The sequence below is a fragment of the Pseudomonas sp. SCPG-7 genome (assembly GCF_002156405.1).
In the GTDB taxonomy this organism is placed as follows: domain Bacteria; phylum Pseudomonadota; class Gammaproteobacteria; order Pseudomonadales; family Pseudomonadaceae; genus Aquipseudomonas; species Aquipseudomonas parakoreensis.
Genome location: NZ_MVOO01000014.1, coordinates 1 through 23,591, shown reverse-complemented (window position 1 = coordinate 23,591; position 23,591 = coordinate 1). Strand labels below are relative to the sequence as shown.

Below are 23,591 nucleotides of genomic sequence, written 5' to 3'. Positions count from 1 at the left end.
CCCAGTTTCTGGGTCGGCTTTTTTGTGCCTGCAGCTTTTGTCCGGACAATAAAAAACCCGCCGACGCTTCTTGCATCGGCGGGTCTGGGTCGGCCTTATTGCTGCAGGTCGATCGGCGCACTCGAGACAATCGGTGCCGAGGTATTCGGCGTGCCGATTTCGGTTGGCAAACCGTCTTCGGCCGCCACCACATCACGCACCACATCCCAGTTCACGCGCAGATTGTTGGTCACGTCTTCGCGCTTGAGCATCGCGTTGATCACCGCCGTGTGCTTGTCGACCACCGAGGGATTGCCCTTGTCGTCGATTGGCGTGTGCGCTTCCAGATAGACCTTGCCGCCACTGCTGCCGAACTTGTACGCGTCATTGAGGATGCGCACCGAAGTCCCGACCGGCACCATGGCCGCCATTTCCAGGACGTTGTTGTTGAACATCCGGAAGCAGCCGTGGCTGGTGCGCATACCGATGCCGAACTTCTTGTTCGAGCCGTGGATCAGGTAGCCCGGGGTGCCCAGGGTGAACTTGAACGGGCCCAGCGGATTGTCAGGACCGGCCGGCACCACGTTCGGCAGCGGATCACCATCAGCGGCGTGCTCGGCCTTGATCGACGCAGGAGGGGTCCAGGTCGGGTTCGGCGTCTTGGCGGTGATCGAGGTATGCGCGATTGGCGAACCCCAACCTTCACGGCCGATACCCAGCGGGAAGGTGTACACCACGTTCCGGCCTTTCGGGTAGTAGTAGAGACGGTATTCGGCGAGGTTGATCACGATGCCCTCGCGCGGCCCCGGCGGCAGAATGAACCGCGTCGGCAGAACGATTTCAGTACCCGCGCCCGGCAGCCAGGCATCGACACCCGGGTTGGCCGCGACCATTTCCGAATAGCCCAGGTCGTACTTGGTCCCCAGGTCAGCAAAGGTGTCTTCGTACTTGGCCTTGATCACCTGCACCTGACCGATGATGTCCTCACCAGGCGGTGGCAGGGGAAACTCCAATGCAGCAACGGGACCGGCCACACACAGGGCGGCAAGTGACAGGCAGCGGGTGACGGCAGGAAAGCGCGGCAACATCCGGAAAATCCTTCGCATGATCAACAAGGGGTATAAGGGCGCGATTGTACACCGCACCTCGGGAATTCGGGGAGATGCGCCGATGGGCAGCCAGAAGTCTTCATGCAGGCGCTGCCGCAGGCTGCGATCTATTGGTCCTAAAGCTCGAAACGCAACTCAGGCCAGATCGGCGAGGTGCCACGTTTTTGCGACTCGAGAATCGCCCGGCACAACGAACACAGACGCTGATCCTGGAACACCCGGCGATCGACGCTGGACCAGCGCGGTTGCGCCGGCAACAGACTGCCACACAACGTGCGGTCGGCCGAGCCACCGAGTTCGAGCTGACGGGTCACCAGATGCACCCGCACTTCCTGGCAGGCGAACAGATCCAGCTGTTCGTCAGGCTCGATCAGTTGGTAGGCAAACAGGGACCAGGCAGGACGCGGCATCGGGGCCTCCAAATAAGGGGGCGCCACATTAGCCGAAAGCCTGTCACTAGAAAAGCCTCATAACAGCGGTTTTAGCGTCGGCCAGACATTTTCCAGCAACTTGCCCTGAGCCCCGGCGGCCGGGTGCAGACCATCGGCCTGCATCAGCTCGGGATGCCCGCCCACGCCTTCGAGGAAAAACGGTACCAGCGGGATGTTTTTCTCGTCCGCAAGTTTGCCGTATACCTCGGCAAAGGCATCGGTGTAACGCTTGCCGTAGTTGGGCGGCAATTGCATGCCGAGCAGGAGCACCTTGGCACCGGTCTGGCGCGAGCTGTCGATCATTGCCGCAAGGTTTTGTTGCAATTGCGTTGGCGGCATTCCGCGCAGGCCGTCATTGCCGCCCAATTCGAGGATCACCAGTTCCGGCTTATGCTCTGCAAGCAGCGCCGGCAGGCGCGCCTGGCCTCCGGCACTGGTGTCACCGCTGATGGAGGCATTGACCACTTTGTCGTCAAAACCTTCAGCCTTGAGCCGTTGCTCGAGCAGCGATACCCACCCCAGGCGGGTATCCAGTCCGAAACCGGCGCTGATACTATCGCCAACGATCAGGACAGTACCCGCCGCTGCGTTCTGGGCCATGCACATCAAGGCCAGGCCAGCACTCAAAAACCACACACGCATCGGATTCTCCATGGGCGCAAGCATTCTCACCGCGAAGAACCTCAGCAAAGTGGTTCCCAGCGCGGAAGGTGAACTGACTATCCTGCACGAACTCAGCCTGGAACTGAACCAGGGTGACAGCCTGGCCATCGTCGGCGCGTCCGGTTCCGGCAAATCCACCCTGCTCGGCCTGCTCGCCGGTCTCGATTTGCCGAGCAGCGGCGAAGTCATTCTCGCCGGACAAGGCCTGAGCAGTCTCGACGAGGACCAGCGCGCGCGCATCCGTGCCGAGCACGTAGGCTTCGTCTTTCAGTCGTTCCAGTTGCTCGACAGCCTCAACGCCCTGGAAAACGTCATGCTGCCGCTGGAACTCGATGGCCGCAAGGACGCCCGTGAGCGCGCCACTGAATTGTTGCAGCGCGTCGGCCTCGGCCAGCGCCTGACGCACTCGCCGCGCCAGCTCTCCGGTGGTGAACAGCAGCGCGTGGCGATTGCCCGCGCCTTCGCTGCCGAGCCCGACGTGCTGTTCGCCGACGAACCCACCGGCAACCTCGACAGCCACACCGGCGAGCGCATCAGCGACTTGCTGTTCGAACTGAACAAGGAACGCGGCACCACGCTGGTACTGGTGACCCACGACGAACGCCTGGCCCATCGCTGCCGGCGCCTGATTCGACTTGAAGCCGGGCTGCTGGTCGCCCCTCTGGAGCCTTGATGGCACGTCTGCCGCTCTTGCGCCTGTTCAGTCTCGCCCTTCGCCAATTGCTGCGCGATGCTCGCGCCGGCGAACTTCGCGTGTTGTTCTTCGCCCTGCTGGTGGCGGTGGCCGCGAGTTCCGCCATCGGTTACTTCGGCGCCCGTCTCAACGGCGCAATGATGCTGCGCGCCACCGAGTTCCTTGGCGCCGACCTGGTCCTCGAAGGCAGTTCGCCAGCCCGCGACGAACAGATTCGCAGCGGCACCGAGCTGCGTTTGAATCATGCACAGGTGGTGGAGTTTTCCAGCGTCGTCGCCACCGACAACGGCATTCAGTTATCGAGCATCAAAGCCGTCGACCGCGCTTATCCACTGCGCGGCGAACTGAAAAGTGCCCCGGCGCCGCTTGCCGCCGAGACAACCGGCGGCGAACCGCAACCCGGTGAAGCGTGGGTCGAGGCACGCTTGCTGACCGCCCTGGACCTGAAAATCGGCGACAGCATCGACGTCGGCATGAAAACGCTGAAACTGACCCGCGTGCTGACCTACGAACCGGATCGCGCCGGCAACTTCTACAGCCTCACGCCTCGGGTGATGATCAACCTCGATGACCTCGCCGCCACCGGCGTAGTGCAACCCGGCAGCCGCGTGAGTTATCGCGAACTGTGGCGCGGCGAACCGCAGGCGCTGGAAACCTATCGGCAATTGCTCAAACCGGGCCTTGCCGCCAATCAGCGCATTCAGGATGCGCGTGACGGCAACCGGCAGATTGGCGGCGCACTGGGCAAGGCCGAGCGTTATCTGAACATGGCCAGTCTGGTCGCGGTACTGCTGGCCGGCGTGGCCGTGGCACTGTCTGCAAACCGCTTTGCCAGTCGTCGCTTCGACGCCAGTGCCTTGCTGCGCTGCCTCGGTTTGTCGCGTCGAGAAACCATGCTGTTGTTCAGTATTCAACTGAGCGTACTGGGTTTGTTCGCCGCCCTCAGTGGCGCGGTGCTTGGCTGGCTGGCACAACTGGGGCTGTTTGCTCTACTGCATGATCTTCTGCCCGCGGATATCCCGCCAGGCGGCCTGTTTCCGGCGATGGCCGGCATCGGTACGGGCCTGGTCGCACTCGCCGGTTTCGCCCTGCCACCGCTTGCTGCGCTGGGTCGGGTACCTCCACTGCGCGTGCTGCGCCGTGACATGCTGCCGATTCCGTCGAGTACCTGGATGGTCTACGGCGCGGCACTGGGCGCACTGGGTCTGATCATGTGGCGCCTGAGTCTGGATCTGTTGCTGACTTTCGCCCTGCTGGGCGGCGGTGTAATCGCGGCGCTGGTATTGGGTGGTTTGCTGTTGTTGCTGCTCAACAGCCTGCGACGGATGCTCGCCCGTGCGCCGCTGCCGTGGCGCCTCGGTCTGGGTCAGTTGTTGCGTCATCCGCTGGCGGCGGCCGGGCAGGCGCTGGCGTTCGGTCTGATCCTGTTGTCGATGGCATTGATCGCTCTGCTGCGCGGCGAGCTGCTCGACACCTGGCAAAACCAGTTGCCGAAAAACGCACCGAATTACTTTGCCCTGAACATCCTGCCAGCGGACAAACAAGCCTTCACCGACCACCTGATCAAAGTCTCGGCTCAAGCGGCACCGTTGTACCCAGTGGTGCCCGGACGGCTGATCAGCATCAACGGCGAACCGGTGCAGCAGATCGTCAGCAAGGATTCCGCCGGCGACCGCGCAGTGCAACGCGACTTGAGCCTGACCTGGGCCGCCGACTTGCCGGCCGGCAACACGCTCACCGCCGGTGTGTGGTGGACCGGGCAACCCTCGGAAGACATACCGGGCGTGTCGGTGGAAGGCAAAGTCGCCGAAAGCCTCAAGCTCAAACTCGGCGATCGCATGGTGTTCAGCGTGGGCGGGGTCAATCGTGAAGCCAGGGTCACCAGTCTGCGCGAAATCAATTGGGACAACTTCCAGCCGAACTTCTTCATGATCTTCCAGCCCGGCACCCTGAGGGATCTGCCGGCGACTTACCTGACCAGTTTCTATCTGGCACCCGGTCACGATCAGCAGATTGTCGAACTGTCACGGGCATTCCCGGCGGTGACCATCCTTCAGGTCGAAGCCTTGCTCGAACAGCTGCGCAGCATCCTCGCTCAGGTCACCCTGGCGGTGGAATACGTGTTGTTATTTGTGCTGGCGGCGGGGATGGCGGTGCTGTTCTCTGGCTTGCAGGCCACGCTGGACGAGCGCATTCGCCAAGGCGCGTTGTTACGCGCACTGGGCGCGCAACGGCAGTTGCTAGTCAAGGCGCGGCGTATCGAGTTCGGTCTGCTCGGCGCGGTCAGCGGTTTGCTGGCGGCGATCGGTTCGGAAGTCGTGAGTCTGGTGTTGTATCGCTTTGCCTTCGATCTGCCATGGCATCCGCATCCATGGCTGCTGGTGCTGCCATTGATTGGCGCCGCACTGATTGGCGGTGCCGGCGTGTTCGGCACGCGTCGAGCACTGAATGCGAGTCCGCTGACAGTCTTGCGCGAGGGTTGATAGACTCCAGCCTTCGTCACCACAAGAAGTTACCATGAGCCGTTATCGCCCTCCCCGCACCGCCGGCACCGCGCTGATCACCCCTGAAGGTGAAGCGCGGATGCGCGCCGAATTCCATGAACTGTGGCATGTGCGCCGCCCGCAAGTGACGCAGGCAGTCAGCGAGGCAGCGGCGCAGGGTGATCGTTCGGAAAACGCCGAGTACACCTACGGCAAGAAAATGCTGCGCGAGATCGACAGCCGCGTGCGTTTTCTCACCAAGCGACTCGAAGCACTGAAGGTCGTCAGCGAAAAACCCAGCGATCCGAACAAGGTGTACTTCGGTGCCTGGGTGACCATCGAGGACGAAGACGGCAAGCAGTCGCGCTACCGTATCGTCGGCCCTGATGAACTGGATCTGAAACTGGGTCTGATCAGCATTGACTCACCGCTGGCTCGTGCCTTGATCGGCAAGGCGCTGGACGCCGAGGTTCGGGTGCAGACGCCAACCGGTGAGCAGTTTGTCTATATCGTGGCGATCGACTATCCCTGAGCGTTTCAGCGGCGGGTGATCAAACCTTGCCGCGCGACGCGAACCAACTGCTTGATCATTTCCGGAGCGTCTTCAGCGCTTGGTGCCTGAATCACCGCCAGGTCAAAACTGTCACTGGCAAACCGCGCCAGCGACTCGCCATCTTCAACGAACTGGATCAGGAACGCGGCAGGACCGCCGCTGCGACGTGGCCAGCCATCGAGATAACGCAACAGCGTCGGCTGGTGTTTGCCGCCAAGCAGGATTTTTGGATTGCGTTGGGTGATGTGTGCCGTGATCGGCGCGGGACGTGCTGGAGGGCGTAGTGCATTCATCGTGTCGTGTCTCTGCCTCAAAAGTCTGCATGGCAGGTGAGAGGCAACACCGAACCAGCGCTTTAGCGGTATTTCGAAGCCCTGTTCCGGCTTCTGACGGTAACTGTCTGAGTCACCTGGCGCCCCGCAAGTAGCTGTTTAAATCGGCGCATGAGCAACATCCTAGAGAACGTGACCGATGAGTGTCAAGAATCAGCCACAACAAAAAAAGGCCCGCACAATGCGGGCCTTTTGCTTGATCCAGAGCGCTCAACCGGCGATGGCGCGATCCACCGACAGCTTGCCGGCGCCTTCGATCATCACCGCGAGGCTGCCACCGAGCAGCGCCAGGGCGAACTCGTAACCGTTGTTGGCCATGAACAGACCATTGCTGATGTGCACGGTGAAGATCGCCACCAGCGACAGGAAGGTCAGACCCAGCGCCGCCGGGCGCGCCAGCAGGCCGATAATCAACGCCAGACCGGCAAAAAACTCAGTACCGCCGGCCAGCGTGGCCATCAGGTAACCCGGGTGCAGACCGATGCTGTCCATGTATTGCGCGGTGCCCGCCAGACCGTAACCACCGAACAGACCAAACAGTTTTTGCGAACCGTGCGCGGCGAAGATCACGCCGACCGCGATGCGCAGAATGGTCAGGCCGTAACCGGCGCGGGTGAACAGAACCTTGTTGATCAGTGAGCTCATGAGGCATTCCTTGTTTTGCGAGAAGTGTGTTGGGATTGGCCGCTATATTAATCAGTTAAATTCATGTTAAAAGCGCAATTATTCCGCCATAACAATCAAATTATTAGATCATTTACGTGAGGCGACTTTCTGTCCCCGGGGCTCCAGCGACTCCCGCTCCCGGTCGAACGCCAGGTAATACTTGTTCACGCTATTAACATAGCTGACGGGGCCCATGCCCACCTGCTCCATGGCGATGCGCTCGACCTGAAAGAACCACTGGTTCGGATTCAGCCCGCGCCGGCGCGCCTCGGCGCGCATGCCTTGCACCCGCTCCGGGCCGATGTTGTAGGCCGCCAGGGTGAACGCCATGCGCTCGCGCTCATTGAGTTTCGGACTGTTGAAAAACTTGCGACGGATCATCGCCAGATACTTGGCCCCGGCCTGCACATTCGCATCGAGATTCTGGATGTTGTTCACACCGACCCGCTGCGCCGCGGACGGAGTGATCTGCATCAGCCCGGTCGGGCCGCTGCCGCTGCGGGCGCCGGGTTGCAGGGCCGACTCCTTGAAGGCCAGCGCCGCCAGATTCAGCCAATCCATGCTTTGCGCGTCGGCGTGTTTTTGCAGGGTCGGGCGCAGTTTTTCCAGACGCTGACGGTCAGCCTTGGCCAACGGATAGTGCACTTGGTAGAGGCGCCGATAGATCCGCAGGAATTCGGCATCCTCGTTCGCCGGCTTCCTGTAGCCGACCAGGAAGCGATCGATGCTCGCCCGCAGCATCGAGGCATCACGGCGTACGAACCAGTACTCCTCACCCGGTTCACTGATCATCAATTGCCGGTCGAAACGCAACTTGGGCAGGATCTTGCCCCAGCGCTCGGCGATCGGTTGCTCAACGATAGTCAGGTGGAAAATTCCGCCCTGCACCATCTCCAGCACGTCCTCGACCGCCAGCGTCGGATCGACCCATTCGATCTTGATCGGCGCCAGTTTGTGCAGCGCCAGTTTCTGATTGAGCTGGCTCACCGCGTCCCCTGCCGCACTGCCGGTTGGCAAGGCCAGGGTCTTGCCGGAAAGCTGCTCGACCTTGGTGTAACGACGCTCGCCCTTGATACCGACCAGCACCAGCGGCACATTGCTGGCGATCGGCTCGCTGCTGGCCACCGCGTGGCCGGGCTGCAGATCAAGCAGCTCGCCGGGCGCCACCAGATCACCTTCGCCGCGTTGCAACGCGCCGAGCAGTTGATCCTTGGCTTTGGGAATGATCTTGAGAGTGACTTCCTGGCCGTCGCGGGCGTGGCCATTGAGGTACTGCTCGAAGGCGCGCAGGCGATGGTATTCGACACCGATGGCCTGGCCCTGGACTTCTCCGGAGCTGTTGCGACTCTGGTTGACCAGCACTCGCAGTACGCGGCTGCTGCGTATCTCCGACAGGTCGCGGACCTTGGCGGCCGGCACGGCTTGCTGTGGCCCGGGCAAGCGCGCAACCGCCGTTATCGGCAGTAGCAGCGACGCACACAACAGGAGCAAAACCGAGGGACGATGCATCCACTCTCCGGAAAGAATACAGGGCGTTTCTTAACCGCTGAACGGTCAAAATCGCCGACGAAAACAGAGCGCCTGGAGCGCTGGCAAAGTGCGAGAGACTGGCACAGTGATGGCTTTTGCGCCAACCCGGGCTCTGTCACGGCATCAAAAGACAGCTATAACTCTTTGTAGTTCTTGGCTTTTCTTATAAATCTACAGCTCTGGTATGCTTTCCGGCCTTCGGCCCGAGGTAGAACCATGCAACTCATCGATATCGGCGTCAACCTGACCAACCCCGGTTTTGCTGAAAAACATCAGGCCGTGCTCGACCGCGCCTACGCTGCCGGGGTCTGCCAACTGGTGCTGACCGGCACCAGCGTCGAAGGTAGCGAACAGGCGCTGGAGCTGTGCCGGCAACTGGATGACGGCGGCCAACAGCTGTTCGCCACCGCTGGCATTCACCCGCATTCGGCCAGTGACTGGAATGCTGACAGCGCGCGCCGGTTGCGCAGTCTGCTGCACGAGCCAAACGTGGTCGCCGTGGGTGAATGCGGGCTGGATTTCAACCGTGATTTCTCGCCGCGCCCGCAACAGGAAAAAGTCCTCGAAGAACATCTGGCGCTGGCAGTAGAACTGCAAATGCCGGTGTTCCTGCATGAGCGGGATGCCAGTCAGCGTCTACTGGAAATCCTCCGGGACTTTCGTGATCAACTGCCCGCCGCTGTGGTGCACTGCTTTACCGGCGAGCAAAAAGCCTTGTTCAGTTACCTGGATCTGGACCTGCACATCGGCATCACCGGCTGGATCTGTGACGAGCGCCGCGGCACGCACCTGCACTCGCTGGTCAAGGAGATCAAACGCGGACGACTGATGCTCGAAAGCGACGCGCCGTACCTGCTGCCCCGCACCCTGCGGCCAAAACCGAAGAACGGTCGCAATGAGCCGGCGTATCTGACCGAAGTATTGCGCGAAGTGGCGTTGCACCGAGGCGAGAGCGAGGAAGACCTGGCGGCGCATACCACGGCGTGTGCCCGCGCGTTCTTCAACCTTCCCGCCCTTCCCTGACACACCAGAATCCCCCTGTGGGAGCGAGCCTGCTCGCGAAAGCGGTGGTTCAGATGTCAATGATGTTGGCCGACACGCCCTCTTCGCGAGCAGGCTCGCTCCCACAGGGGGGATGAGTTCTTTTGATGTGTATCAAGATCCGCAGATCTGCATAGCGGCACAATGCTGGCACCTTGCCAAAACTGTTTCCGCTATCAGAGAAGACCTCCATGGGTGCCTGGCTTAGCAATATCTCGCTGAAATACAAATTCTGGGCGGTCAACGCGGTCGCTTTCGTCACCACCCTGTTGCTGGTGCTGTACGCCGTGCAACTGGAACAGCAGGCGCGCAGCCACGCGGCGCAGGCATCCGCCCAGGCCCAGGCACAATTGCTCAAGGCCTGGCCGGCCGGGCAGGCATTGCCCAAGGCTGAACAGATTCTGACCTTCAAACGCGGGGAAGCGCCGCGCCTCAACGATCAGCCGGTGCTGGAGATCAGCGACAACAACGGCTGGAACGAAATCAATCACCTGCCATTGTTCGGCAATAACCCGTTAATGGGCGCCGAAGTGTTCAGCCGTGCCGACGGCCAGCAGGTGGCAGTCATTGCCTATGGTCCAAGCCTGGCGCAAGTGTTCAGCGAACGTTTTGCCAACTACGCGGTGGCAGTGTTCATCCTGATGCTGGCCATGCTCGGCGCTTCGCAACTGCTGATCCGCTTCCTGCTCAGCCAACTCAACACATTGAAAGACGTGATGCTGCACGTCGAGAAAAGCGGTGACCTCTCGGCCCGTGTGCCGCTGGCGTGCAAGGACGAAGTCGGGCAGATGGCCAATGCGTTCAACGCGATGCAGGCTGGCTACCAACGGGTGGTCACCACCGTCGCCAACACCGCGCGGCAACTCGACGTCGGTGCCGCGCGTCTGGCGGCGAGCATGAACGAAGTGCGCCACGGCATGCTCGGTCAGCAAAGTGAAACCGATCAGGCCGCCACCGCAATCAACGAAATGACCGCCACGGTTTATCACATCGCCCAGCACGCCGGCGCCACCCGCGATCTGTCGCAGACCGCCGATGGTCTGGCCGGCAGCGGTCAACAAGTGGTCAGTCGCGTACAGCAGTCGATTGCCGGACTCTCCAGCGGCGTGCAGCAGACCGCCGAAATGATCCAGCGCCTGGCCGAAGACAGCCAGAAGATCAACGGCGTGGTCAGCGTGATCCACAGCATCGCCGAGCAAACCAATCTGCTGGCGCTGAACGCCGCCATCGAAGCAGCCCGTGCCGGCGAGATGGGCCGCGGTTTTGCGGTAGTCGCCGATGAGGTGCGCAACCTGGCGAAACGCGTGCAGACCTCCACCGATGAAATCACCACCATGGTCTCGGCGCTGCAGGCCGGCACCCGCGATGCGGTGGACTTCATGCAGGAGAGTTCGTACAAGGCCGACGACTGCGTGCAGCAGGCACAGGAGGCTGGCGAGGCGCTGGCGGAAATCACTGGCGCCGTGGCGCAGATGCGCGAGAGCAACACGCAGATTGCGGTGGCGGCCGAGCAGCAGAGCCAAGTGGCGGAAGAGATGAATCGGGCAGTGGTGAGTATTCGTGATGTGACTGAAAACACCGTGCAGCAGACTGTGGATTCGGCGACCACCAGTAATGAGTTGGCGACGTTGGCCGGGGAGCTCAACAAGGCAATCGGGCAGTTGAAACTCTGAAGATCAAAAGATCGCAGCCTTCGGCAGCTCCTACAGGTATACGCATTTCAATGTAGGAGCTGCCGAAGGCTGCGATCTTTTTTTGTTCACCATTACTATGATGCCAATAGCCAACCTTGATTCGCCGCCCCACCCGCCCCGGCCTATTCTTCAAGCATGTGTTCAACATGGATCGAGGAGTAGTCAACATGGGCAAACGTCACCCCAACCTTCCCGCGTGGCAATGGCGCGCGTACCCGAACAATCACCAGCACCCGACCAATCTGGTGCTGCACTTGATTGCCGTGCCGTTGTTCATCGTCGCGTTTCTGTTGATCGTGTCCGGAGTGTTCAGCCTGAGCCTGGCCAGTGTCGCCATCGGCGTAATCGGGATTGTCGCGGCGCTGGGTCTGCAGCGCCACGGCCACAGCCTGGAGGCGCAAGCCTCCGAGCCGTTCAGTGATCGCCAGGATGCCGTGTCACGCTTGCTGGTCGAGCAGTTCCTGACCTTTCCACGGTTTTTCCTCAGCGGCGGCTGGTGGCGCGCCTGGCGGGAGCGCCATCGTCGGCACTGAGTGACTCAGGCAAAAATCGTCACGGTCTGGCGACTCATGGCAATCAACTCCCCCTCCGCGCTCCACAGCTTGGCGGCCACATGGCCGTAACCGTCGGCAGCGTACTCGATATCCGCCAGGTATTTGCACCAGTCCAGCGTGCTCAAGTCGCGTAGCGGCTGCACGAATTCGATGGTCCAGGTCAACGTGCTGCCCGGTGCCGGTTTCTTCAGATACGGCAACAGTGCCGGAGGCCAGGCATCCACCAGCGCCAGCAGATGCGCCTCATTGACCGGTTCTTCCTTGACGTCCCCACGCAAGCGCACCCAGCCGCCCATCTGCCGCGATTTATTGCCAGTGAAGGGCATGCCGCCAACACTCCAGCGCATCGCCAGGTGCCGCATGAACTCCGGGGTCACGCCTTTGATATAGGGCAACTCCTGGCATTCGTCCCAGTGTTTCATTTCCACCGCCGGGTAGGCCTCGACCGCGACTTCCGAAGGCCGCGAAGCACCGAAGCTGCCCTGCACGATCGTCACCACCTGACCGTTCTGCATCGCACGTCCCAGCACCTGACTGACCGCTTTGCCTTCACGCAGCACATCGACTTCGAAACGCACCGGGACGTCCGGCTCCACCGGGCCGACAAAGGTAATCGCCAACGAACGCACCGGGCGATCGGCCGGCACTTTCGCGCGCATGGTTTCGTATTGCAGCGCCGCGACCAGGCCGCCAAAACTGGCCCGGCCCTGACCCCACTCGGCGGGAATGGTCACTTCTGGCTGGCGACGAACCGCCTCGAGCAGATCGGAAAAGCGCATGACAACCTCGGCAAGCGAAAAAGGAATGCAGCGATCTTAACCAGCATGGCAGAGCGCCGCAGCGTCTATTCCGGTCAAATGGACTGACAGAAAGGCCTTACCCCGATTTCCCACTCAAAGAAAAACCCCTGTAGGCGCTGCCGAAGGCTGCGATCTTTGTTTTTTAAAATCAAAAGATCGCAGCCTTCGGCAGCGCCTACAGGGGCCGGGTGATATCGAGGTTATTTGAAGCAGGCTGAACTGAGTTTTTCCAGCACCCGATCCGCCTTGGCTTCAGCCTTGATCAGGCCCGCCTGCCAGGTCGCGACGCAGGGTTGCAGATCGCTTTCCTGCTCGGCCCGCGCCAGCCACTGCCAGCAATCGTGCCAGTCGCCCAGCGCGCCCTGCGCCGACTTCAGCCGCTCCAGCGCCGGCTCAGGCAGGCGATCGAGTTCCGGATAGGCTTCGATGCCATACCGCACGCGCTTGATCAGCAAGCGCAGACGATGCCGATCATGGGCCGGATCGTGCAGGGCCTCGTCGAGTTTTTTCCATTGTTTGTGCAGGCGTTTTTCGATGCGTTTGCCCAGCCCATTGAGCAGACCCTGACGCTCGGAGGCACGCAAAAATCGCGGGAAAGCGTCGAGGATGATCAGCAGCGAAGCCACTTCGGCGCTGGCTGCCAAGGCTGGATAAGCTTCGTCCATTTGCGCCATGCGCCGCTGCGCCGCTTGCGGTTGATCATGCTTGAGCAGGTACGCCGCCAGCACCTCGCGGTCACGCCACGGCGTGGTCAACTGCCCCACCGCGGATGCCGCCACTTCCAGTTGCTCGACACCGGGCAAGCCACGCAAGGGTCGCAACAGGCTGCGCAAGCGCCGTACCGTAGTGCGCAAGTCATGCAGCGCCTCGGGGTCGGTACGCGCGGTCAGGCGCGCCTGACAGGCCAGCAAACGCACTTCCAGACTCAGGACATGAGCCACCAACCGGTCAACCAACGCAGACATCACTTGCTCCTGATTCACATGGCTTGAAGGATGAGTCTGCCGTCAGAAGGCACGCGCATCCTTGCGTCAAGTCAGCAGCTTAGCGTCCGGCGCGGGATTCGCGAATATAGAAACGGGCTTTCTCGGCCTTTTTGCTGCAGCCTTCGAAGCCTTCGAATTGCTGTTGAGTCTTGGCCGCCGTCAGCAACGACAGCGCCTTGGAGTAACTGACCGTGCCGGCAAAACCTTCGGCCTTGGCCAGGTCCAGTTCATGCCACGCCGCATCGAGCTGACTGCCACAGCTGTCACGATAAGCAGTCTTGCCAGCGCAACCGGCCAATGCCAGCGCAATCAACGGCACACAGATCCAGGCTTTCATCACTCACACCTCAAAATAGGTCAACAGTCGTGCAGGTAAGACGTTACGGCGCGGGAAAAGTGCCTTGGCGCCCCATGAATCTGCGGTGACCAAAGCATAGCGCCGAGTGATCACGCCGTAGCGAAAAACGACGCGCCTGCGGCCCCGAACGACCCTGACGATTGTCGCCCGCCCCCGGATGGGTGCATTGTGAAGCCTTGTCGGGGAGGAAGCTTGATGAAAAAGCGTGTCGCACTGGTGCTGGGCTCCGGTGGCGCCCGGGGTTATGCCCATATCGGAGTCATCGAAGAGATCGAAAGACGCGGTTACGACATTGCCTGCATTGCCGGTTGTTCGATGGGGGCGGTGGTCGGAGGAATCTATGCGGCCGGCAAACTCGATCAGTATCGCAACTGGATCGAAACCCTCGACTATCTGGACGTGCTGCGGCTGGTAGACGTGAGTTTTCGTCTCGGGGCCATTCGCGGCGAAAAGGTCTTCGGGCAGATCCGCAAGATCGTCGGCGAAATCAACATCGAAGACCTGCGCATCCCCTACACCGCGGTCGCCGCCGACCTGACCAACCAGCAGGAAATCTGGTTCCAGGAAGGCTGCCTGCATCAGGCGATGCGCGCCTCGGCGGCGATCCCCAGCCTGTTCACGCCGGTGATGCAGGGCAATCGGATGCTGGTGGACGGCGGCATTCTCAACCCGTTGCCGATTGTGCCGGTGGTGTCCAGCCACTGCGACCTGATCATCGCGGTCAACCTCAACGCCACCAACCAGCGGCATTACAAATTGCCGGTGATCCAGCGCCCGCCAGCGTTTCGTTCGCGCTTCGACAGTCTGCTCAGTTCGCTGGGTTCGAAGATGCCGTTCCGTCGCAAACAGGCCGAGCAATTGCTGCTGCTTGAACAGGAAGCCCGGCGTGCGGAGGCGGCCGACATCAACCCGTGGCTGGAAGGCAGCGAACCGGAAAGTCAGCAACCGGCAGCGGCCCCCGAGCGCGAAGGTGCGCCGAAATCCGCCACCGGTTCGTTCATCATCGACAACGTCGGGCCGGCGTCACTGCTGGACCTGATCAACCAGAGTTTCGAGGTGATGCAGACCTCGTTGGCGCAGTACAAGATCGCCGGCTATCCGCCGGACATCCTGATCAACGTGCCGAAGCGCGTGTGCCGGTTTTTCGAATTCTACAAAGCGCCGGAACTGATCGCGCTGGGGCGGGAGATTGCGCGGGATACGCTGGATCGGTATGAGAGTGAGCAGAGTAGAGAGCCCTGAGTTCTCGGCTGGCTGTCAGGGCCTCATCGCTGGCAAGCCAGCTCCCACAGGGTTCTGCGCAGTTATTGAAATTTGTATTTCACACCGTCCACTGTGGGAGCGGGCTTGCCCGCGAAGGCGTCAGCTCAGCCAACCCGAAACCTACAGACTGTTATCACTGATCAGCCGATACCCGACGCCAGCTTCAGTGACAATAAACCGCGGCCGAGTCGGATCATCCGCCAGCTTCTGGCGCAAATGCCCAACGACAATCCGCAAATAATGACTGTCCTCGGTATGCGTCGGCCCCCAGATGTCCTTGAGCAATTGCTGTTGGGTGATCACCCTGCCCGGATGCCGTGCCAGTTGCGCCAGCACCGCGTATTCCTTGCGGGTCAGCGCCACTTCGGCGCCATCGAGCAACACCCGCCGATAGGCCAGATCCACGGTCAACGGGCCGAACGACAGCGCCGCCTGTTGCGCCTCGCCAGCCGGTGCCTGACGCAACAACGCGCGGACCCGGGCGAGAAACTCCTGAATGCCGAACGGTTTGGTCACGTAGTCGTTGGCGCCGCCATCCAGCGCCTGGACTTTCTGCCCTTCGCTGGCCCGCACCGAGAGCACCAGCACCGGCGCAGTGGCCCACTCGCGAAACTCGCGCAGCACCTGCTGGCCGTCCATGTCCGGCAGGCCGAGGTCGAGCACCAGCAAGTCCGGCTTGTTCAGCGCCGCCTGCGCCAGGCCCTCGGCACCCGTGCCGGCCTCGAGCACTTTGTAGCCTTGTGAGGCGAGGCTGATGCGCAGGAATTTACGGATCTGCGGTTCGTCATCGATGACCAAAATGGTCGCGGTCTGGCTCATGAATTCACATCAACACAAAAGATTGGCAAGAGAGTAGCGCAGTCGCGATCAGGCTTCATTGTCCATCCCCGGTTGCGTCTGCAACGGCAGGTGCAGGGTGATGCAAGTGCCGCGGCCGTCGATGCCGTCGGCGACGCTGATCCGCCCGCCATGCGCGCCGACCATGCCCTGACAGATCGCCAGCCCCAGACCGGTGCCCTGCCCGCCGCGATCACCACGGGCGGCGGTGTAGAACATGTCGAAAATCTTCGCCCGCTCGTCCTCGGGAATTCCCGGGCCTTCGTCGCTGACCGAGAAGAAAATCTCTTCGTCATTGGCGCCGGCACTCAGTTGCAAACGACCGTGTGGCGGCGAGAAGCGCGCAGCGTTTTCCAGCACATTGACCAGCGCCTGCTCGATCAGCGCGGCGTGCACGAACAGCAGCGGCAACTCGGCCGGCACATCGGTGCTGACCTGCAACGGCGCGAGCACTGCACGCAGGCGATTGAGCGAGCTGCCGACGATGTCCGCCGGCGCTACCCAGTCGCGCGCGAGCTTCAATGCACCGTGGCCGAGGCGGGTCATGTCCAGCAGGTTCTGGATGTAGCGGTCGAGGCGTTCGGCTTCATCGCGCGTGCCTTCGAGCAACTCGCGGCGATCCTCCAGTGGAATGGCTTCGCCGAGGGCCAGCAAGCTGTCGATGCTGCCGCGCATGGCGGTCAGCGGCGTGCGCAGATCATGCGATACCGAGGCCAGCAGCGCACTGCGCAATTGCTCGGTTTCGCCGTGCAGGCGCGCGGCTTCCAGATCGTCCGCCAGTTGCGCCCGGGCCAGCGCCTGCGCCAGCGGCTGACTCAACGCGGTGAGCAGGCGTCGACGCTGGCCGCTCAAGGTCTGGCCCTCTTTGGCGCAGACCCCGAGCAGCGCCAGCGGCCCGTCTTCCACCGACAGCGGCCACCACCACCAGCGACCGAACGGCAGCGTGCCGGTGCCCATGCCCGCCGGTTGATCGTGCTGCCAGGCCCAGTCGGCGGCAGCACGTTCGGATTCGCTGAATTCCAGCGGCCCGCCGGTCTCGACTTTCCAGCCGCCCTGGCCGTCGCGGTTGAGCAGGCACAATTGCAGATCACTCCAGCCATTGAGGTGCTGCGCGGCAGCGCTGATCACGGCCTGACGATCCGTCGCCGCCGTGAGTTTGCGCGACAGGTCAAGCAGCTCGGTGGTCTCTTCCTGCGTGTCGCGCAGCGCCTGCAACTGCCGTCGCTGACGCGCAGCGAGATTACCGGTGAGCGCCGCCATCAGCAGGAAGAACAGCAAGGTCAAAACGTCTTCTTCGCGCTGGATGGCGAAGGAAAAATTCGGCGGAATGAACAGAAAATCGTAGGTCAGAAACGACAGCGCCGCGCACGCCAGCGCCGGCCCCAGACTGCTGCGCACCGCCACCAGCAGCACCGCCGCGAGAAACACCAGCGAGATGTTCGGCAGCGGCAAAATACTCGAGACAGCCCACGCCAGGGCACTGGCCAACACCGTGGCAACCAGCGCCAACAGATAGTCGAACCAGACCAGCGTCGGCGTCGCCCGCAGACGCGGCTGCGGGTGTTCATGGTCGTTATCGAGGACGTTGATTTCAAGGCCGTGGGCCTGGCGCAACAGACGCGCGGCGAGTCCACCACCGAACAGACGACGGCGCAGACTCGGCCGCGACTGACCGACCAGCAGCAGGCTCGCACGGCGTTCGGCGGCATGCTGGATCAGGGTTTTCGCCACTTCGCCGGCGCGCAATAACACCACTTCGCCGCCGAGGCGTTCGGCCAGTTGCTGGGCGTTTTGCAGGCGCAGGCGCGATTGCTCGTCGCGCACCGTGCCGTTGTCGACATGCACCAGACTCCACGGCAAATGCCGGCGCTGGGCCACGCGGCTGGCGTGACGCACCAGGCGTTCGGCATGCGCGTCGCCATCAACGCCGACCAGCAAACGCCCGCGTACCGCCGGAGCCGCCTGACCGAGTTGGCGATAGCCTTGCGCAAGATCGTTATCAACCTGCGCGGCCGCCGTTTGCATCGCCAGTTCACGCAACGCGGTGAGGTTGGTCTGGGTGAAAAACGCATCGATCGCCGCTCGCGCCTGTTCCGGCACGTAGACCTTGCCTTCGCGCAGACGCTCCAGCAGCTCGCGCGGTGGCAGGTCGATCAGCAGCAGTTCGTAGGCTTCCTGCAGCACCCAGTCCGGCAGGGTTTCGCGCACCTGCACACCGGTGATGCCGCGCACCTGATCGTTGAGACTTTCCAGGTGCTGGACGTTGACCGTGGTGTAGACGTCGATGCCGGCGGCGAGCAGTTCCTGAATATCCTGCCAGCGCTTGGCGTGACGACTGCCCGGGGCGTTGGTGTGCGCCAGTTCGTCCACCAGTACCAGTTTCGGTTTAGCCGCAAGCAGACCGTCGAGGTCCATTTCTTCGAGCATCACGCCACGGTATTCCGAGCGCACCAACGGCTGCTGCGGCAAACCGCCGAGCAGCGCTTCAGTCTCCGCGCGGCCGTGGGTTTCGACGACGCCAGCGATGACTTTCACGCCCTGGCGCAATTGCGTGTGTGCGGCCTGGAGCATGGCGTAGGTTTTGCCGACGCCGGGGGCGGCGCCGAGGAAAATCTTCAGCCGACCACGGCCGTCGCGGGGCAGGTCTGCTAACAGCGCGTCGGCGCGGCCGGAGTCGCTCATGCTTGATCTCTTCAGTCAGATGTTTATGTGTTGCCAGTTGTGGCCTCTTCGCGAGCAAGCTCGCTCCCACAGGTTCAGTGTTGCTCTTGTGGGAGCGAGCCTGCTCGCGAATGGGGCGCCGCCGAATTACAGCTTTTCCAGCGCCATGTTCAATTCCAGCACATTCACCACCGGCGGCCCCACCAGCGGCTGTTCGATGTGCGCATCGAGCAGTTGCTGCAAGGTCGACACCGGCAGGTTGCGCGCTTGCGCGACACGCGCCAGTTGATAGGCAATTGCCGCCGGTGGCAAGTGCGGATCGAGGCCACTGCCGGAGGTGGTCAGCAGCGCCAAGGGCACTGGCCCCTGGCCGGGCACCTGCAACTTGTTGGCGTCGTCGATCACCCGCGTGGCCAGTGCCGGATTGCTTGGTGCGAGGTTACTGGCACTGCTGGACACGGTCGCAAACGCGCCCGCCGAAGGACGCGGATGGAACCACGCATCACCGACGAAATCCTGGGCGATCAGCGACGAGCCGCGCACCTTGCCGTCGGCATCGTGCACCAGGCTGCCGTTGGCCTGTTCAGGGAAGGCGACCTGGGCGACGCCGGTCACCACCAGTGGATAGACCACGCCGGTGACCAGGGTCATCAGCACCAGCAGGCTCAGGGCCGGACGTATCATTGTGGACATTGCAAAATCCTCGAATTCAGAAAGCGGATACCGCGTTAATTCAGGTGGATCGCTTCGATTTCATCGCCAGCAGGCTGGCTCCCACAGGGGACCGCATTGCAACTGTGGGAGCGAGCCTGCTCGCGAATGGATCACACCAGATGCAGCGCCGTCAGCAGCATGTCGATCGCCTTGATCCCCACGAACGGCACCAGAATCCCGCCCAGTCCGTAGATCAGCAGATTGCGTCGCAGCAATGCCGCGGCGCTCGCCGCCTGCACGCGCACGCCCCGCAATGCCAGTGGAATCAGCACGACGATGATCAGGGCGTTGAACACGATGGCCGAGAGGATCGCGCTCTGCGGACTGGTCAGGTGCATGATGTTCAGCACGCCCAGTTGCGGATAAATCGCGGCGAACAGCGCCGGCAGAATCGCGAAGTATTTGGCCACGTCGTTGGCGATGGAAAACGTCGTCAGCGCGCCACGGGTCACCAGCAACTCCTTGCCGATCTGCACCACGTCCAGCAGCTTGGTCGGGTCGCTGTCGAGGTCGACCATGTTCGCCGCTTCACGTGCCGCTTGTGTGCCGTCGTTCATCGCCATGCCGACGTCAGCCTGGGCCAGCGCCGGGGCGTCGTTGGCGCCGTCGCCGCACATGGCGACCAGACGGCCGTCGTTCTGCTCATGGCGGATACGCGCCAGTTTTTTCTCCGGGGTGGCTTCGGCGAGCACGTCATCGACGCCCGCTTCAGCCGCGATGGCCGCAGCGGTCAACGGGTTGTCACCGGTAACCATCACCGTGCGAATCCCCAGTTTGCGCAGCTCGGCAAAACGCTCGCGAATGCCTGGCTTGACCACGTCCTTGAGGTGGATCGCACCCAGCAGCTTGCCGTCGGCGCAGACCAGCAACGGCGTACCGCCGCTCTGGGCGATCTTGTCGATTTCCCGCGACAGCGCCGGGGCCAGATCGGAGCGTTGTTGACCAAGGAACGCCAGCAGCGAATCCACGGCGCCCTTGCGGTATACGCGGCCCTGATAGTCGACACCGGACAGGCGGGTTTCCGCGCTGAACGGCACGGCAGTCAAGGTATCCAGCGCTGGTTCGGATTGCGGGTGCAGACCGCGCAGGTACTCGACGATGGATTTGCCTTCGGCGGTTTCGTCCGCCAGCGAGGCGAACAACGCACCTTCGGCCAACTCGCGACCACTCACGCCCGGCGCGGCATACACCGCGCTGCAACGACGGTTGCCGAAGGTGATGGTACCGGTCTTGTCCAGCAGCAGCACGTGCACGTCACCGGCCGCTTCCACGGCGCGACCGGACTTGGCGATCACGTTCAGGCGTACCAGTCGATCCATCCCGGCAATACCGATGGCCGACAACAGGCCTCCGATGGTGGTCGGAATCAGCGTGACCAGCAGCGCCACCAGGAACACCAGCGGCAGGCTGCCATTGGCGAAGTGGGCGAACGGTTGCAGGGTCACCACCACCAGCAGGAAGATCAGGGTCAGGCCGATCAGCAGGATATCCAGCGCGACTTCGTTCGGGGTTTTCTGGCGTTTGGCACCTTCGACCAGTGCGATCATGCGGTCGAGGGTCGACTCACCGGGGTTGGCGGTGATTTTCACCAGCAACCAGTCGGACACCAGGCGCGTGTTGCCGGTGACCGCCGAGCGATCGCCGCCGGACTCGCGAATCACTGGCGCCGACTCACCGGTAATCGCCGCTTCATTGACCGCCGCGATCCCTTCGATGACTTCGCCGTCACCGGGGATCATCTCCCCCGCTTCGACGCGCACCACATCACCTTTGCGCAGGTTGGCGGCAGGCACTACCTGAAAGCTGCCATTGGCCAGTTTGCGCCGCGCGCTGAGGCCTTCGCTGCCGGCCTTGAGGCTGTCGGCGCGGGCCTTGCCGCGCCCCTCGGCCAAGGCTTCGGCGAAGTTGGCGAACAGCACCGTGAACCACAGCCACAGGGCAATCTGCGCGGCTACGAACGTCGGCACGACGTTGTCCGGAATGAAGCACAGTACGGTGGTGAAAATCGCCGTCAGTTCGACCACCAGCATCACCGGCGAACGCACCAGTTGGCGCGGGTCGAGCTTGACGAAAGCTTGCACCAGCGCCGGACGCCACAGGGCCGAGATCGCGGTTTTCGCTTGTTCCGGCGCCTTGACGGCGGCGGGTTTGATTGCGGGCATATTCATCATTGACTCCTTAGAAGCCCATGCTCAGATGTTCGGCGATTGGGCCCAATGCGAGGGTCGGCAAGAACGTCAGGCCGCCCACCAGCAAAATGGTCACGGTCAGCAGCGTCACAAACAGTGGCCCGTGGGTCGGGAAGCTGTTCTGGCCGATCGGTGCGGTTTTCTTCATCGCCAGGCTGCCGGCCAGGGCCAGTACCGGCAGGATGTAACCGAAGCGACCGATCAACATGCCCAGACCGAGCATCAGGTTGTGGAACGGTGTGTTGGCGCTCAAGCCACCAAACGCCGAACCATTGTTCGCGCTGGCCGAGGTATAGGCGTACAGCAACTGGCTGAAACCGTGCGGGCCGGGGTTGCTGATGGTCGCAGCGGGGCCAGGCAGAGCAGCGGCGATCGCGCCGAGTACCAGCACGCCCACCGGCATGACCAGCAAGGTCACCACCAGCAATTGCACTTCCCGCGCCTGCAGTTTCTTGCCGAGGTATTCCGGGGTGCGGCCAATCATCAGGCCAGCGAGGAACACCGCGATCAGCACGTTGAGCAACATGCCGTAGAGCCCGGCACCGACGCCGCCGAAGATCACTTCGCCGACCATCATGTTGACCAGCGCGACCATGCCGCTGAGCGGGTTGAGGCTGTCGTGCATGCCGTTCACCGAACCGTTCGACGCCGCAGTCGTAGTCACCGACCACAGCACGGTGGCGGTGGTACCGAAGCGTGCTTCCTTGCCTTCCAGCGGCGCGGTCTGTTCGACCGCGACATTGTTCAGCGCCGGGTTAGGCTGATATTCGGCCCACAGCGACGTCGCGCCGCCGATCAGGAACAGTGCGAGCATGCAGGCGATGATCGCGCGGCTCTGACGCTGGTCTTTCACGTAATGACCGAAGGTGAACACCAACGCCACCGGGATCAGGATGATTGAAGCGACTTCGAACAGGTTGCTCCACGCGGTCGGGTTCTCGAACGGATGTGCCGAGTTGACACCGAAGAAGCCACCGCCGTTGGTGCCCAGTTGCTTGATCGCAATCTGGCTGGCCGCCGGGCCGAGCGGGATCACTTGATCGACGCCCTGCATCGTCACCGCGTTCATATATTGCGCGAAGGTCTGCGGTACGCCCTGCCATACCAGGTACAGCGCCAGCAGCAGGCACAGCGGCAGCAAGCCGTAGAGCGTGGCGCGAGTCATGTCGACCCAGAAGTTGCCCAGAGTCTTGGCCGACTTGCGCCCGATGCCACGGCACAACGCAACCAGCACCGCCAGACCGGTGGCAGCGCTGACGAAGTTCTGCACGGTAAGGCCGACCATCTGACTCAGGTAGCTGAGGGTCGCTTCACCGCTGTAGGACTGCCAGTTGGTGTTGGTCATGAAACTGACCGCGGTGTTGAACGCCTGGGTCCATTCCTGGCCTGGCAGGTTTTGCGGGTTCAGCGGCAAGTGATCCTGAAACAACAGAATCGCGAACAGCAGCAGGAAACCCGCGAGGTTGAACGCCAGCAAGGCCAGCGTGTACTTCTGCCAGCTCTGCTCAGCTTGCGGATCCACCCCGGCAATCCGATAGCAACCGCGCTCGACCGGGCCGAGAATCGGTGTCAGCCAGGTGCGCTGACCTTCCATCACCTTGTAGTAAAAGCGCCCGAGGAACGGCGCCGGCAGCAAGACCACCGCAAAAAAAGCGAGGATCAGCCAATAGTCATAACTGTGCATAGCCGCTCCTAGTTCCGATCCGCGCGCAACAGCGCAACCAACAGATAAATGAACAGCCCGGCTGCCAACAGCAGGGACACCCCGTCCAGAACGCTCATGGAAGATCTCCGTGTTACGGCGTATTGCCGCGTGTGGAGGCATTGTCGGAAAGGAGGCTGTAAAGGAACGAGACCGAGGGGTGCAGCGAGGCATAAAGAAAGCGTAAAGAGTGGGTTTATGCTGGCGTTACAGCGGGGTTTTGCAGCGTCAGGTCGGGCCTCATCGCGGGCAAGCCCGGCTCCCACAGTTTTTTGCGTGGTCCGCAGAGTTTGATTCCAACGCCAAACCTGTGGGAGCAACTGTCTTACTGCCACCGTTCGTCATCGCCATT

22 protein-coding genes are annotated in these 23,591 nt (G+C 62.2%); 7 read left to right on the top strand and 15 right to left on the bottom strand.

Features of this window, described 5'->3' with window-relative positions:
• Positions 1–95: 95 nt before the first annotated feature.
• From B1722_RS22205 to B1722_RS22195, 3 genes are all read right to left on the bottom strand, one after another.
• Positions 96–1,067, bottom strand: a complete 972-nt coding sequence (locus B1722_RS22205) for a L,D-transpeptidase family protein (protein WP_041069516.1) — start codon at positions 1,065–1,067, stop codon at positions 96–98.
• 137 nt (positions 1,068–1,204) lie between these two features.
• Entirely contained in the window at positions 1,205–1,498 is a 294-nt protein-coding gene (locus B1722_RS22200) for a hypothetical protein (RefSeq protein ID WP_003226812.1), read from the bottom strand.
• Between the two features lie 57 nt (positions 1,499–1,555).
• A complete protein-coding gene (locus B1722_RS22195) occupies positions 1,556–2,161 on the bottom strand; it encodes an arylesterase (protein WP_086794277.1) in 606 nt (201 codons plus the stop codon).
• 10 nt (positions 2,162–2,171) lie between these two features.
• Between B1722_RS22195 and B1722_RS22190 the strand changes: the two genes are divergently transcribed.
• The 3 genes from B1722_RS22190 to greB are packed head-to-tail and all read left to right on the top strand — an operon-like array spanning position 2,172 to position 5,891.
• Positions 2,172–2,855 (top strand): ABC transporter ATP-binding protein, encoded by a 684-nt coding sequence (locus tag B1722_RS22190; protein WP_041069503.1) that lies wholly within the window; start codon positions 2,172–2,174, stop codon positions 2,853–2,855.
• Positions 2,855–5,359, top strand: a complete 2,505-nt coding sequence (locus tag B1722_RS22185; RefSeq protein ID WP_041069498.1) for an ABC transporter permease — start codon at positions 2,855–2,857, stop codon at positions 5,357–5,359. The genes B1722_RS22190 and B1722_RS22185 overlap by 1 nt, the downstream gene beginning before the upstream one ends.
• 34 nt (positions 5,360–5,393) lie before the next feature.
• On the top strand, positions 5,394–5,891 hold the full coding sequence (gene greB / locus B1722_RS22180) for a transcription elongation factor GreB (protein ID WP_007964774.1): 498 nt from the start codon (positions 5,394–5,396) through the stop codon (positions 5,889–5,891).
• Between the two features lie 5 nt (positions 5,892–5,896).
• Here greB and B1722_RS22175 read toward each other — a convergent pair whose 3' ends face one another.
• The 3 genes from B1722_RS22175 to B1722_RS22165 form a co-directional block, all read right to left on the bottom strand.
• The gene (locus B1722_RS22175; RefSeq protein WP_016985510.1) at positions 5,897–6,205 is read right to left on the bottom strand and encodes a hypothetical protein; all 309 of its coding nucleotides are present in this window, start codon (positions 6,203–6,205) and stop codon (positions 5,897–5,899) included.
• A 249-nt stretch (positions 6,206–6,454) separates the two neighbouring features.
• Positions 6,455–6,889: a DoxX family protein gene (locus tag B1722_RS22170; protein WP_041069491.1), complete on the bottom strand. Its 435-nt coding sequence runs from the start codon at positions 6,887–6,889 to the stop codon at positions 6,455–6,457.
• A 108-nt stretch (positions 6,890–6,997) separates the two neighbouring features.
• Positions 6,998–8,419, bottom strand: a complete 1,422-nt coding sequence (locus B1722_RS22165) for a transglycosylase SLT domain-containing protein (RefSeq protein ID WP_086794275.1) — start codon at positions 8,417–8,419, stop codon at positions 6,998–7,000.
• A 237-nt stretch (positions 8,420–8,656) separates the two neighbouring features.
• Here B1722_RS22165 and B1722_RS22160 point away from each other — a divergent pair, with 237 nt between their 5' ends.
• From B1722_RS22160 to B1722_RS22150, 3 genes are all read left to right on the top strand, one after another.
• Complete coding sequence (locus B1722_RS22160) at positions 8,657–9,463, top strand: TatD family hydrolase (RefSeq protein ID WP_086794273.1); 807 nt, start codon at positions 8,657–8,659, stop codon at positions 9,461–9,463.
• Between the two features lie 209 nt (positions 9,464–9,672).
• Positions 9,673–11,154, top strand: coding sequence for a methyl-accepting chemotaxis protein (locus B1722_RS22155; protein ID WP_086794269.1), 1,482 nt, complete (start codon positions 9,673–9,675; stop codon positions 11,152–11,154).
• Positions 11,155–11,342: 188 nt separating this feature from the next.
• Positions 11,343–11,708 carry an Mpo1-like protein gene (locus B1722_RS22150; RefSeq protein ID WP_041069479.1) on the top strand — a complete coding sequence of 122 codons (366 nt, stop codon included), beginning with the start codon at positions 11,343–11,345 and terminating at the stop codon, positions 11,706–11,708.
• Positions 11,709–11,713: 5 nt separating this feature from the next.
• Here the strand turns inward: B1722_RS22150 and B1722_RS22145 are convergent, their stop codons facing one another.
• The 3 genes from B1722_RS22145 to B1722_RS22135 form a co-directional block, all read right to left on the bottom strand.
• Complete coding sequence (locus tag B1722_RS22145; protein ID WP_086794268.1) at positions 11,714–12,508, bottom strand: acyl-CoA thioesterase II; 795 nt, start codon at positions 12,506–12,508, stop codon at positions 11,714–11,716.
• 221 nt (positions 12,509–12,729) lie between these two features.
• Entirely contained in the window at positions 12,730–13,494 is a 765-nt protein-coding gene (locus B1722_RS22140; protein ID WP_086794267.1) for a CHAD domain-containing protein, read from the bottom strand.
• 79 nt (positions 13,495–13,573) lie between these two features.
• The gene (locus tag B1722_RS22135; protein ID WP_041069470.1) at positions 13,574–13,852 is read right to left on the bottom strand and encodes a hypothetical protein; all 279 of its coding nucleotides are present in this window, start codon (positions 13,850–13,852) and stop codon (positions 13,574–13,576) included.
• 216 nt (positions 13,853–14,068) lie between these two features.
• On the opposite strand from B1722_RS22135, the gene B1722_RS22130 reads away from it, so the two are divergent.
• Positions 14,069–15,115: a patatin-like phospholipase family protein gene (locus B1722_RS22130; RefSeq protein WP_041069466.1), complete on the top strand. Its 1,047-nt coding sequence runs from the start codon at positions 14,069–14,071 to the stop codon at positions 15,113–15,115.
• A 141-nt stretch (positions 15,116–15,256) separates the two neighbouring features.
• Here the strand turns inward: B1722_RS22130 and B1722_RS22125 are convergent, their stop codons facing one another.
• From B1722_RS22125 to kdpF, 6 genes are all read right to left on the bottom strand, one after another.
• Positions 15,257–15,955: a response regulator gene (locus tag B1722_RS22125; protein ID WP_041069463.1), complete on the bottom strand. Its 699-nt coding sequence runs from the start codon at positions 15,953–15,955 to the stop codon at positions 15,257–15,259.
• Between the two features lie 48 nt (positions 15,956–16,003).
• Complete coding sequence (locus B1722_RS22120) at positions 16,004–18,655, bottom strand: sensor histidine kinase KdpD (protein WP_086794266.1); 2,652 nt, start codon at positions 18,653–18,655, stop codon at positions 16,004–16,006.
• Positions 18,656–18,781: 126 nt separating this feature from the next.
• On the bottom strand, positions 18,782–19,327 hold the full coding sequence (gene kdpC, locus B1722_RS22115; RefSeq protein WP_041069457.1) for a potassium-transporting ATPase subunit KdpC: 546 nt from the start codon (positions 19,325–19,327) through the stop codon (positions 18,782–18,784).
• A gap of 131 nt (positions 19,328–19,458) precedes the next feature.
• Complete coding sequence (gene kdpB, locus B1722_RS22110) at positions 19,459–21,516, bottom strand: potassium-transporting ATPase subunit KdpB (RefSeq protein WP_086794265.1); 2,058 nt, start codon at positions 21,514–21,516, stop codon at positions 19,459–19,461.
• 10 nt (positions 21,517–21,526) lie between these two features.
• Positions 21,527–23,221 (bottom strand): potassium-transporting ATPase subunit KdpA, encoded by a 1,695-nt coding sequence (gene kdpA / locus B1722_RS22105; RefSeq protein WP_086794264.1) that lies wholly within the window; start codon positions 23,219–23,221, stop codon positions 21,527–21,529.
• A gap of 8 nt (positions 23,222–23,229) precedes the next feature.
• Positions 23,230–23,319, bottom strand: coding sequence for a K(+)-transporting ATPase subunit F (gene kdpF / locus B1722_RS22100; protein WP_007963673.1), 90 nt, complete (start codon positions 23,317–23,319; stop codon positions 23,230–23,232).
• Between the last annotated feature and the right edge of the window lie 272 nt (positions 23,320–23,591).

Bases quoted from the DNA above. Each gene is read 5' to 3' on its own strand.
- B1722_RS22205 (WP_041069516.1), bottom strand. From the start codon at position 1,067: ATGTTGCCGCGCTTTCCTGCCGTCACCCGCTGCCTGTCACTTGCCGCC.
- B1722_RS22200 (WP_003226812.1), bottom strand. From the start codon at position 1,498: ATGCCGCGTCCTGCCTGGTCCCTGTTTGCCTACCAACTGATCGAGCCT.
- B1722_RS22195 (WP_086794277.1), bottom strand. From the start codon at position 2,161: ATGCGTGTGTGGTTTTTGAGTGCTGGCCTGGCCTTGATGTGCATGGCC.
- B1722_RS22190 (WP_041069503.1), top strand. From the start codon at position 2,172: ATGGGCGCAAGCATTCTCACCGCGAAGAACCTCAGCAAAGTGGTTCCC.
- B1722_RS22185 (WP_041069498.1), top strand. From the start codon at position 2,855: ATGGCACGTCTGCCGCTCTTGCGCCTGTTCAGTCTCGCCCTTCGCCAA.
- greB (WP_007964774.1), top strand. From the start codon at position 5,394: ATGAGCCGTTATCGCCCTCCCCGCACCGCCGGCACCGCGCTGATCACC.
- B1722_RS22175 (WP_016985510.1), bottom strand. From the start codon at position 6,205: ATGAATGCACTACGCCCTCCAGCACGTCCCGCGCCGATCACGGCACAC.
- B1722_RS22170 (WP_041069491.1), bottom strand. From the start codon at position 6,889: ATGAGCTCACTGATCAACAAGGTTCTGTTCACCCGCGCCGGTTACGGC.
- B1722_RS22165 (WP_086794275.1), bottom strand. From the start codon at position 8,419: ATGCATCGTCCCTCGGTTTTGCTCCTGTTGTGTGCGTCGCTGCTACTG.
- B1722_RS22160 (WP_086794273.1), top strand. From the start codon at position 8,657: ATGCAACTCATCGATATCGGCGTCAACCTGACCAACCCCGGTTTTGCT.
- B1722_RS22155 (WP_086794269.1), top strand. From the start codon at position 9,673: ATGGGTGCCTGGCTTAGCAATATCTCGCTGAAATACAAATTCTGGGCG.
- B1722_RS22150 (WP_041069479.1), top strand. From the start codon at position 11,343: ATGGGCAAACGTCACCCCAACCTTCCCGCGTGGCAATGGCGCGCGTAC.
- B1722_RS22145 (WP_086794268.1), bottom strand. From the start codon at position 12,508: ATGCGCTTTTCCGATCTGCTCGAGGCGGTTCGTCGCCAGCCAGAAGTG.
- B1722_RS22140 (WP_086794267.1), bottom strand. From the start codon at position 13,494: ATGTCTGCGTTGGTTGACCGGTTGGTGGCTCATGTCCTGAGTCTGGAA.
- B1722_RS22135 (WP_041069470.1), bottom strand. From the start codon at position 13,852: ATGAAAGCCTGGATCTGTGTGCCGTTGATTGCGCTGGCATTGGCCGGT.
- B1722_RS22130 (WP_041069466.1), top strand. From the start codon at position 14,069: ATGAAAAAGCGTGTCGCACTGGTGCTGGGCTCCGGTGGCGCCCGGGGT.
- B1722_RS22125 (WP_041069463.1), bottom strand. From the start codon at position 15,955: ATGAGCCAGACCGCGACCATTTTGGTCATCGATGACGAACCGCAGATC.
- B1722_RS22120 (WP_086794266.1), bottom strand. From the start codon at position 18,655: ATGAGCGACTCCGGCCGCGCCGACGCGCTGTTAGCAGACCTGCCCCGC.
- kdpC (WP_041069457.1), bottom strand. From the start codon at position 19,327: ATGTCCACAATGATACGTCCGGCCCTGAGCCTGCTGGTGCTGATGACC.
- kdpB (WP_086794265.1), bottom strand. From the start codon at position 21,516: ATGAATATGCCCGCAATCAAACCCGCCGCCGTCAAGGCGCCGGAACAA.
- kdpA (WP_086794264.1), bottom strand. From the start codon at position 23,221: ATGCACAGTTATGACTATTGGCTGATCCTCGCTTTTTTTGCGGTGGTC.
- kdpF (WP_007963673.1), bottom strand. From the start codon at position 23,319: ATGAGCGTTCTGGACGGGGTGTCCCTGCTGTTGGCAGCCGGGCTGTTC.